Genomic DNA, 9,680 nt, shown 5'->3' with positions numbered 1-9,680 from the left:
CTTTTCCTCGTCGCGGCGGGCACCGCCGAAGGCTGCATCGAATCCGTGCTTGTCGAGCGCCTGCTTGAGCCCTTCGGTCTTCCACATGTCGGTATGCAGCGAGCCGTGATCGAACGGGTTGATCCCCTTGGCCTTCGCCTCGGGGTTCTGGTGCACGATCAGTTCCATCCCCGCATCCTTCGCGGCCTTGTCGCGCAGGTTGTACATCGCCTGGAATTTCCACGTCGTGTCGACATGCATCAGCGGGAAGGGCNNTTTTGTTGGTAAATATAATGCCAGATATCTAATTCAGTCCAGTTTGATAGGGGAAAGACACGCACGCTTTCACCAGTTTTTTTTCGGGCATTATATAATGACCAAAGTTCTGGTCGTTGAGATTTTGGCTCCCATTGGTGGTTATTTGAGCGAAAGCTAAAAATGCGTTCTTTTGAACGAGATTTTTCTTCATCTCTTCTTGCGCCTCCGAATGCGGCATCGAATTTATGAAGATTGAGGGCCAATTTTAGTCCCTCTGTTTTCCACATCTCAGTGTGCCTCTCACCATGGTCAAATGGATTAATTCCCTCTTTTAATGCTTCAGGGTTCTGGAATACAAGTAGATCCATCTTAGCTTGTTGAGCAGATTTATCCCGAAGTTTGTACATGTCGCGAAATTTCCAAGTTGTGTCCACATGAAGTAATGGGAATGGTGGGCTGCCAGGGTAGAAGGCTTTTTTCGCGAGATGCAGCATCACCGCGCTGTCTTTGCCGACGGAATAGAGCATGACCGGATTATCGGCTTCGGCCACGACTTCGCGCAGGATGTGAATGCTCTCGGCTTCGAGCCGCTGCAGGTGAGTCAGGGTCTTGTTCATGAGGGAGGTCTCTGTCTGAACGCGGTTTTCCAAGATATAGGCGTCGGGTTTTGCTGGATAACCCCCCAAATGAGGGGTAAATACGGCTTATGTTGGGTCAGTCCGAGAACACACTGTTGATCAACGCGCTCTTCGCGGCGGCGAGCGAGGCGGGAAAGGCTGGCTGGGTGCGCTTTCTCGAGCGGCTCTGTGCGGTCGCTCATGCCGAGGGCGCGGCGGTGCAGATCCTCGCCAATGAAGGGGAGGGCGCAGGCTGGCAGGTTGGCAGGATTGCCTTGCCCGATGCCGCTCGTCTGCATCCGATGCGCCTCGACCGGGTTTATTCGCAGATCGATCTGCCGGGCGAGGTCGAATGGCCCGGACCGCTCCGCGCGCTGAAAGTCGCGGCGGGGGCGGCGGGTCAAACTGTTTTGATGATCGCGCGCCCGCATCGGGATTTTCGTGCGGCAGAGGCGTTGGCGCTCTCGACGCTTGCGCCGCATTTGGGGCAGGCGATGATGATCCGCGAGGCGCTCGGTGGCGAGCGAGCCCGTGCTGCGCGTGATACTGAGGCTGCCGAAGCGCTCGGCGCTGGCTGGGTGGTGCTGACGCCTGCGGGCACGGTGCTCGCATTCGATCCGCGCGTGGCGGCGGCGTTCGACGCGCAAGGCTGGTTACGTCTACGCATGGGCGCGCGCCCGGAATTCGCCGAACCCGACGCCGCGCTGCGCTTTCGTCAGAACCTTGCTGCACTTGGAGAGGGGCGGGAGGTCGTCCGGCCGATCCCGCTTGGACCTGAGGGGCGGGGTATTCTCCGGCTCGCGTCGGGGCTGTGGCGGGGCAGCTCCGCGCTGATCGGTCATCTGCGCGACATGCCACGGGCCGAGGCTTTGCCGGTCACGCGGATCGCCGGGGCGCTCGATCTCAACCGGTCCGAGGCGCGGCTCGCGGCGCTACTGTGCGACGGGGCGAGCCTGCGCGACGCGGCCGAGCGACTGGGCTGGACGCTGGAGACCGCGCGCTCGACCTCGAAGCAGATCTACGCCCGGGCCGGGGTTAGCGGCCAGACGGGGCTGTTGCGCAAGATGTTCGGCTCGGCGCTCTGGCTGGGTTAGCCGCGCGCGAAGAAGACCGCCGCCATCACCAGCCCGACCGCGATGATGAAGCCGCGCAGCAGCGCCATATTGGTGATCCGCTTCGACAGATGCGCGCCCAGATAGCCGCCGATGGCGCTTGCGATGCCCAGCACCAGCACCGCCTGCCAGTCGATCAGCCCGGCTATCGCATAGGTCACGACCGAGACCAGCGACAGCACCGCCGAGACGAGGTTCTTCAACCCGTTCATCGCGTGCAGATCGGTGAAACCGATCAGGCCGAGCGCCGCGAGCAGCATGATTCCGAGGCCGCCGTTGAAATAGCCGCCGTAAATCGTCACGGCCATCAGCAGAGCGAAGGCCGAAACCGCGCCCATCGTGCGGCCCGAGCGCTGCAGCGCTTTCAACAGCAACGGCCCGAAGGCGAAAGCCGCCGTCGCCAGCAGCAACAGCCACGGGACCACGCCTGCGAACAGCTTTTCAGGGGTGATCAGCAGCAGCAGCGCACCGAGGAAACCGCCCGCGACGGCCGCGATCAGGATCGTGCGCAGCGCCATCGGCCCCTTGTGGCGCAGCTCGTGGCGGAAGGCCCAGGCGCTCGACAGATAGCCGGGCAGGGCGGCCAGCGTCGCGGTGGCATTCGCGGTGATCGGCGGCACGCCGGTCCAGACCAGCGCGGGGAAGGACAGGAACGTCCCGCCGCCCGCGACCGCATTCAAAGCGCCCGCCGCGAGACCGGCGAGCGCGAGGATCAGAAAAGACAGCATTATCTACCGTAATCAGCCAAGGTCAGGTGCGACCGGAACGACGATCCGTCCGCGCACCTTTCCATCGAGGAATTTCGGCGCGGTTGCAATCACGTCTTCCAAAGCGACTTCGGTCTCGATCGCGGCCAGCTTGTCCATGTCGAGATCGGCGGCCAGGCGACGCCATGCTTCGACGCGGTCTTTGAGCGGGCACATCACGCTGTCGACGCCTGCGAGCGTCACGCCGCGCAGGATGAAGGGGGCCACGGATGTCGGCAGGTTCATCGAGCCCGCCAGACCGCAAGCCGCGACGGTGCCGCGATAGGTCATCATCGACAGGACATTGGCGAGGACTTCGCCGCCGACCACATCGACAGCCCCGGCCCAGCGTTCCTTGTTCAGCGGGCGCGGCTTGCCCGAGACATCCTCGCGCGGAACGATCGAGGAAGCGCCGAGGCCCTTGAGGTAGTCTTCCTCTTCGGGGCGTCCGGTGACGGCGGCCACGGTATAACCGAGCTTGCCCAGAAGCGCGGTCGCCACGCTGCCCACGCCGCCGGTCGCGCCGGTCACGACGACCTCGCCGCTCTCGGGCGTCACGCCATGCGCCTCAAGCGCCATTACGCAAAGCATCGCCGTGTAGCCCGCGGTGCCGATCGCCATCGCCTGACGCAAGGAGATTCCGTCGGGCAGTTTCACCAACCAGTCGCCTTTCAGATGGGCGCGCTCGGCCAGCCCGCCCCAGTGTTTCTCGCCCACGCCCCAGCCGTTGAGCACGACCCGGTCGCCCTTGGCGAAATCGGGATGCTTGCTGTTGGCGACGATGCCCGAGCAGTCGATGCCCGGCACCATTGGGAAGCTGCGCACCACGGGGCCCGCGCCGGTAATCGCCAGCGCGTCCTTGTAGTTCAGCGTCGAGTAGGCGACGTCGACCGCCACCTCGCCCTCAGCCAGATCGGGCAGGTCGATTTCCTTGAGTGCGGCGCTCTGGGTCTCTTCGGGTTTCTCGATCAGAATGGCTTTGACCATGGGGTATCCTTTCAGCTTCGGGCTAGCCGCAGGAAGCCGTCGGTAAAACGGCGCAGCGGCTCGGGGTTGCGTTGAAGTTTGGTGCGCAGGACCGCGCCTTCCCAACCGGTCCAGAACAGCTCTGCGAGGGCGTCGGGGTCATGATCGGGGCCGATCTCGCCCGCCGCTTGCGCAGCGCGAAGGCAGGTCGCGGTGAGGCTTTGCCAGCGCTCGAACACCGCGATCAGGCGGGTGCGGAACTCCTCGGGCAGGCTGCCCATCTCCTGACCGAGATTGCCGATCAGGCAGCCGCGGCGAAAATCGAACCGGGCCATTCCGGCCTCGGCCTCTTCGGTGAAGGCAGTGAGCCGGGCGAGGGGGCTGAGGTCGGTGCGGTCGAAGGCGCGACGGAGCTTGTCTTCGAAATAGCTGCCATAGGCATCGATCAAGGCCGCGCCGAAGGCCGCTTTCGTCGGGAAGTAATGGTAGAAACTGCCCTTGGTAACACCAGCGGCGGCGGTGATCTCTTCGAGAGCGACGCTTGCGTATCCGCGCTCAGTCAATTGTGCGAGCCCCGCCCGGATCAGCGCCTTTCGGGCGTCCTGATCCTCCGGTTTGCGGCGCGGGCGGCCACGGCGCGATGGGGCTGGCGTAGCGGTCATGCGGAATTAATATACCATGTGGTATGATAAATCAATTGCCCCGATTTTCACCCTGCATCGCGCCGGGTTTCATCGATCTGCGGCAGCGCTCTGAACAGTAGCGCACGCTCTCCCAATCCCGGGCCCATTTCTTGCGCCACGCGAAAGGGCGGCCACAGCTGGCACAGAGCTTCGTCGGCAGATCGGATTTGCGGCGCATCTTCATTCAGGGCGGTACGCGGCGGGCGCGGCCCCGGATGACCCGCGCAAAAGAAAAGGGGCCGCCGCCGCGACCCCTCTCTCGTCCCTCTTCCCTGCGATCAGATCGCCGAGCTATGCCCGGCTTTCGACAGATCATAGGCATCGAAATGGCGCGCGATCATCCGGGTCAATGGGCGTGCCTTGACCGGAATGCGCAGTCCCTCCGCGCTCACCTGAACCATGTCGCCGAAATGCTCGGCGCAGGTGGCGAACAGCGCGGACAGCTCTTCCGGATCGGCGCCGAAGTCCTGCACCAGTTCCGCTGCGCTCACTTCGAAATCGCACATCAGCGCCTCGATCAGACGCGCGCGCATCTTGTCATCCGCGGTGAAGCGGTGCCCGCGCGAGGTCGAGAACCGATCCGCCCGGATCGCCGCGGTATGGGCTGAGGTGGCGGGTGCGTTCTGCGCGTAGCCCTGCGGGAAACGCGAGATCGACGAAGCGCCGAGCCCGACCAGCGCTTCGGCCTGATCGTCGGTATAGCCTTGGAAATTGCGCCGCAGCTTGCCGGCCCTCTGCGCGATCGAGAGGCCGTCCGTCGGCAGGGCGAAATGGTCGATGCCGATCTCGTCATAGCCGTCGGCCACGAACAATTCGCGCGCCACCTCAAAGAGCTTCAGGCGCTCCTGCGGGGTGGGCAGGTGGTCCGACGGGATCATGGTCTGGCGCCGCGCCATCCACGGCACATGCGCGTAGCCGTAAAGCGCCACCCGGTCGGGGCCGAGCGACAGCAGCTTCTGCACCGAGTCCGCGATCTTCGTCGGCGTCTGATGCGGCAGCCCGTACAGAATATCGGCGTTGAGGCTCGCGACATCGCGTTCGCGAATCATGTCGACCGCGGCCTTGGTGATCTCGTAGCTCTGATCGCGCCCGATAACGCCTTGGATTTGCGGGTCGAAATCCTGCACCCCGATCGAGGCGCGGTTCATTCCGGATTCGACCAGCGCGTCGATGCGCTCGGCGTCGATCTCATTCGGGTCGATCTCGACCGAGAATTCCGCACCTTCGCCCATGGGCACCGCGTCGAAGACCGCATCGGCGAGGCGACGCATCATGTCTCCGGGCATCAGCGTCGGCGTGCCGCCGCCCCAATGCAGCCGCGACAGCGTGACGCCGGGGGCCAAGCGTTCCTTGAAAAGACGCAGTTCGGCCAGCAGCGTCTCGGCATAGGCGCGCACCGGTTCTTCGCTTTGCGTGCCTTGCGTACGGCAGGCGCAGAACCAGCACAGCCGGCGACAAAACGGCACGTGCATATAAAGGGAGATCGACGCACCTTCGGGGATCGCTTCGATCCAGTGCGCGAATTCCATCGGCCCAACATCGCCCGCGAAATGGGGGGCGGTGGGGTAGCTTGTGTAGCGGGGCACCCGTGCGTCGAAGAGCCCGAGCCGGGTCAGTTGCGATTCCTGTTCCATAGGCGTATCTTTAGATGTAAGACGCGCAACAGAATTTGACCCAGATCAAGCAATATCCACATGGCACATGATGACGTTCAGCCTGCTTCGCTCGCCTGCGGAGACTGCCCGATCCAACATCGCGCCGTGTGCGCACGATGCGATGCAGACGAGCTCGAACAGCTTGAGAAGATCAAATATTACCGGAGTTTCGAGGCAGGCCAGACGATTATCTGGGCCGGCGACCAGATGGATTTCGTGGCCTCGGTCGTCTCGGGCATCGCGACTCTGACGCAGACGCTCGAGGACGGGCGCACGCAGATGGTTGGCCTTTTGCTGCCTTCAGATTTCGTGGGCCGTCCCGGGCGCAACCGTGCCGCTTATAATGTGACCGCGACCACCGACATTCTGATGTGCTGCTTCCGCCGCAAGCCCTTCGAGGAGATGATGGAGCGCACGCCCCATATCGCGCAGCGCCTGTTGCAGATGACGCTCGACGAATTGGACGCGGCGCGCGAATGGATGCTGCTTCTGGGCCGCAAGACCGCGCGCGAGAAGATCGCCTCGCTGCTGTCGATCGTGGCGCGGCGCGATGCGTCGATCAACATGAGCCCCAGCGCCCGGCAGATGGTGTTCGATCTGCCGCTGACGCGCGAGGCGATGGCCGATTACCTCGGGCTGACGCTCGAGACGGTGAGCCGTCAGATGTCCGCGCTGAAACGCGACGGGGTAATCGAGCTGCAGGGCAAGCGCCATGTCACCGTGCCGGATATGGATCGGCTGCTGCTGGAAGCAGGTGATGACAGCGACGGCGGTTTCCTCATCTGAGCATCCGTCCGATCAGGGGGACACGCACTGCCGATAGGTGAGGGGCTTCATCGAGTCCCGCGTGATATCCTGACGCGAGAGGTAGATGCCCGTGCTCGACAGGGTCAGCACGATGTCGCGCTGCCATGTTTGTCCTTCGCCAGTGAAATTCCACCGCGCCCGCACCACGCGGTCGGTCGCGCTGTCGATCTCGGAGAGCTTGGCCTGCGACTCGTAGAATTGCAGGCTGTCCGGCTTCACCACCATCAGCCCCTTGTTGTCATCGCGCGAGCCGTCGCAATCGGCCTTCGTCAGCCCCCAGCGCCCGACCATGCCCTCCGGCAGCGTCGTGGGCATCGCCCCGTCTTGTTTCGGCGTCATCTCCTGACAAGCGGCGAGCAGGGCGAGGCTGGCGAGAAGGGCGGGTAGGATATGGCGGGGCATTGGGGGCTCCGGTCTTTATTTAACCAGCCAACCCGTCAGCGCGACCCGGGTTCCGCGCAGGGCAGGGATGTCGCGACAAGGTCGCGAATTCGTGCGGGTTCTGCCCCGGTTTCGGCACTGTCGTTAGGTAAACAAGGGGTGGCAGCATCGAGGAAGGTCTTATGCGTATCCTGTTTACTTGTTTCTTCCTCGTTGCCGCTCCAGGCCTGAGTGTGGCGCAGCCATTGTCGCAGAGTATGGCGCAATGCTCGGGCCTGTTTCACGGCGTCGGCACGATGATGTCCGACCCCGCGCGGGCGGAAAAGCTCGACCGGGCGGGGATGATCTGGCGAGGCGCGGCGATCAAGCAGGCCGAGGCTGAAGGGCGCACGGATGCCGCCAGCTGGGTCGCGGTTCATCAGCGTGAAAGCTTTGACGACTGGCGCGGGCGCGGCAAGATGGCGGCCTTCTCGCAGGACTTCCGCGACTGGGCCAGCTATTGCCGCAAGCTCGGCAAGGCGAAGGGCATAAAGACCGACTTCGGGTCATGAAAACGGCGCCCCGAGAGGCGCCGTCATCCGTTCAGAAAGGTGGCGCGCTCAGTGCGCCATGATCACCGGAACCTCTGCCATCTCGAGCATGTGGCGCGTCGCCCCGCCCAGGATCGCTTCGCGGAAGCGCGAATGGCCGTAAGCCCCCATCACGATCGCATCGGCCTCGCTGTCGCTGACATGACGGTTGAGTACGTCCGACACGCGCGGCATGGTCTTGGCCAGCACCGACACCTCGGCATGGACGCCGTGACGCGCCAGCATCTGGCTGAGCTGGCCGCCGGGATCGGAGCGCTCGGGCCCATGCGCGGGCGGGTCGATTACGGTGATATCGACCAGATCGGCCGATTTGAGGACGGGCAGGGCGGCGCGGACGGCGCGCATCGCCTCATGCGATTGATTCCACGCGATAACGACGCGCTTGGCGGGCATGTCGCCGTTATACCCGTCGGGCACGATCGCGACCGGAACCTGCCCCTCGAAGAGCGCGGCTTCGACCGCGGCCTCGATTTCCGGCCCGCGGCCCTCGCCATAGGGGCGGCCCATCACGACCAGATCGGCGAAGCGGGCGCGCTGCCCGACAACGGTCGGCATCGCGCCGATTTGCGAGACGACCGCATCGACGCCCCAGCGGATATCTTCGGCTTCGAGCCGCGCGCGCACAGCGGTCTCGGCATTGCGCGCATCGTCCTGCGCGCGGTCCATCGTTTCCTGCTGCACGAAGGCGGTCGCGCCCGCGTAGTAATATCCAGTCTGCGTGCGGTCCACGCCGAGGCAGAGCACGTCGAGATGGGCGTCGCGCCGCCGGGCGACGGCCACGGCGGTATCGATTTGCGTCGCGGCCGCCTTGGGATCCGTGACGATCGTGAGAAGTGTCTTGTAAGCCATGGGTCCTGTCCTTGCGCCAAAAGCGAATAAGCATGTGAGACCAGAGCCTAACCCGAAGAGATCGGCCGCACTTTGACGCGGATCAAGGGAGGTGCCCGTCATATCACATAACTGCGACCGAATGGCGCACTGTGATCGCGAGCATTTGATGCAGATCAAGGCATCGTGCATACCCTCGGACCACAAGGACTCCAGTCAAGCCCAGGAGGATTCTCGGTTTACGAGGGTGCCGCAGGGGCAGACCAGACGAAGGGACGCACAAAATGTGGGATTATATCAAGCTGATCGCGCTTGGCCTTGTGGCGGTTCTGGCCGCCATTGCGGCCGGCTACGCGCGCGATCTTGCCTATCAGGTGAATGCAGTCGAGGTCATGCTGGCCGCGGCCATCGCATTCATCTGGGTGCTTCGCACCATGGGGAGCCGCCAGCCGGTGGCTCAGAACGAGTATTTCGACGGCGTGGTTCGCGCCGGGGTGATCGCGACGACCTTCTGGGGTGTCGTGGGCTTCCTGGTCGCCGTCATTATCGCCTTCCAGCTGGCCTATCCGGCGCTCAATTTCGAATGGGCACAGGGCTATCTGAACTTTGGCAAACTGCGCCCGCTGCATACGTCGGCGGTGATTTTCGCTTTCGGTGGCAACGCGCTGATCGCATCGTCGTTCTACGTGGTGCAGCGCACCTCGGCAGCGCGGCTGTTCGGTGGCAACGGCCTCGGCTGGTTCGTGTTCTGGGGCTATAACCTGTTCATCGTACTCGCCGCGACCGGCTACATCCTCGGCGCAACGCAGTCGAAGGAATATGCCGAGCCGGAATGGTATGTCGACATCTGGCTGACGATCGTCTGGGTCGCTTATCTGCTGGCCTTCCTCGGCACGATCTTCAAGCGCAAGGAACCCCATATCTACGTCGCCAACTGGTTCTACCTGTCCTTCATCGTGACCATCGCGATGCTGCACATCGTGAACAACCTGTCGATCCCGGTCTCGTTCTTCGGTTCGAAGTCGGTTCAGGTCTTCTCGGGCGTGCAGGACGCGATG

12 protein-coding genes and 1 pseudogene are annotated in these 9,680 nt (G+C 63.5%); 4 read left to right on the top strand and 9 right to left on the bottom strand.

All coding sequences use genetic code 11. From position 1 onward, the window contains the following. On the bottom strand, positions 1–240 hold a 240-nt coding region (locus tag B3D39_RS14390), incomplete at its 3' end, for a phosphoadenosine phosphosulfate reductase family protein (RefSeq protein ID WP_286789829.1). Between the two features lie 8 nt (positions 241–248). Next, positions 249–854, bottom strand: a pseudogene (gene cysD / locus B3D39_RS14385) (sulfate adenylyltransferase subunit CysD); the annotation flags it as partial. Positions 855–943: 89 nt separating this feature from the next. Here cysD and B3D39_RS14380 point away from each other — a divergent pair. Further along, positions 944–1,948, top strand: coding sequence for a helix-turn-helix transcriptional regulator (locus tag B3D39_RS14380; protein ID WP_286789828.1), 1,005 nt, complete (start codon positions 944–946; stop codon positions 1,946–1,948). Here B3D39_RS14380 and B3D39_RS14375 read toward each other — a convergent pair. The 5 genes from B3D39_RS14375 to hemN form a co-directional block, all read right to left on the bottom strand. Beyond that, on the bottom strand, positions 1,945–2,694 hold the full coding sequence (locus B3D39_RS14375; RefSeq protein WP_274961480.1) for a sulfite exporter TauE/SafE family protein: 750 nt from the start codon (positions 2,692–2,694) through the stop codon (positions 1,945–1,947). The genes B3D39_RS14380 and B3D39_RS14375 overlap by 4 nt on opposite strands. 12 nt (positions 2,695–2,706) lie before the next feature. After that, on the bottom strand, positions 2,707–3,699 hold the full coding sequence (locus B3D39_RS14370) for an MDR family oxidoreductase (protein WP_274961479.1): 993 nt from the start codon (positions 3,697–3,699) through the stop codon (positions 2,707–2,709). An 11-nt stretch (positions 3,700–3,710) separates the two neighbouring features. Beyond that, entirely contained in the window at positions 3,711–4,340 is a 630-nt protein-coding gene (locus B3D39_RS14365) for a TetR/AcrR family transcriptional regulator (RefSeq protein WP_274961478.1), read from the bottom strand. Positions 4,341–4,371: 31 nt separating this feature from the next. After that, positions 4,372–4,545, bottom strand: coding sequence for a DUF2256 domain-containing protein (locus B3D39_RS14360; protein WP_274961477.1), 174 nt, complete (start codon positions 4,543–4,545; stop codon positions 4,372–4,374). A gap of 94 nt (positions 4,546–4,639) precedes the next feature. Next, positions 4,640–5,995, bottom strand: coding sequence for an oxygen-independent coproporphyrinogen III oxidase (gene hemN, locus B3D39_RS14355; protein ID WP_078541985.1), 1,356 nt, complete (start codon positions 5,993–5,995; stop codon positions 4,640–4,642). Positions 5,996–6,055: 60 nt separating this feature from the next. On the opposite strand from hemN, the gene fnrL reads away from it, so the two are divergent. Beyond that, positions 6,056–6,802 carry a transcriptional regulator FnrL gene (fnrL, locus tag B3D39_RS14350; protein ID WP_078541984.1) on the top strand — a complete coding sequence of 249 codons (747 nt, stop codon included), beginning with the start codon at positions 6,056–6,058 and terminating at the stop codon, positions 6,800–6,802. 12 nt (positions 6,803–6,814) lie between these two features. Here fnrL and B3D39_RS14345 read toward each other — a convergent pair whose 3' ends face one another. Then, a complete protein-coding gene (locus tag B3D39_RS14345) occupies positions 6,815–7,225 on the bottom strand; it encodes a hypothetical protein (protein WP_286789827.1) in 411 nt (136 codons plus the stop codon). Positions 7,226–7,449: 224 nt separating this feature from the next. Here B3D39_RS14345 and B3D39_RS14340 point away from each other — a divergent pair, with 224 nt between their 5' ends. After that, the gene (locus B3D39_RS14340; RefSeq protein ID WP_158522119.1) at positions 7,450–7,755 is read left to right on the top strand and encodes a hypothetical protein; all 306 of its coding nucleotides are present in this window, start codon (positions 7,450–7,452) and stop codon (positions 7,753–7,755) included. A gap of 48 nt (positions 7,756–7,803) precedes the next feature. On the opposite strand, the gene B3D39_RS14335 is transcribed toward B3D39_RS14340, so the two are convergent. Then, on the bottom strand, positions 7,804–8,643 hold the full coding sequence (locus B3D39_RS14335) for a universal stress protein (protein ID WP_078520407.1): 840 nt from the start codon (positions 8,641–8,643) through the stop codon (positions 7,804–7,806). A gap of 263 nt (positions 8,644–8,906) precedes the next feature. Here B3D39_RS14335 and B3D39_RS14330 point away from each other — a divergent pair. Then, on the top strand, positions 8,907–9,680 hold a 774-nt coding region (locus tag B3D39_RS14330), incomplete at its 3' end, for a cbb3-type cytochrome c oxidase subunit I (RefSeq protein WP_286789826.1).

The organism is Thioclava sp. UBA3469, from assembly GCF_002378135.1.
GTDB classification, from domain to species: domain Bacteria; phylum Pseudomonadota; class Alphaproteobacteria; order Rhodobacterales; family Rhodobacteraceae; genus Thioclava; species Thioclava sediminum.
This window is presented reverse-complemented; position numbering and strand designations above follow the sequence as displayed.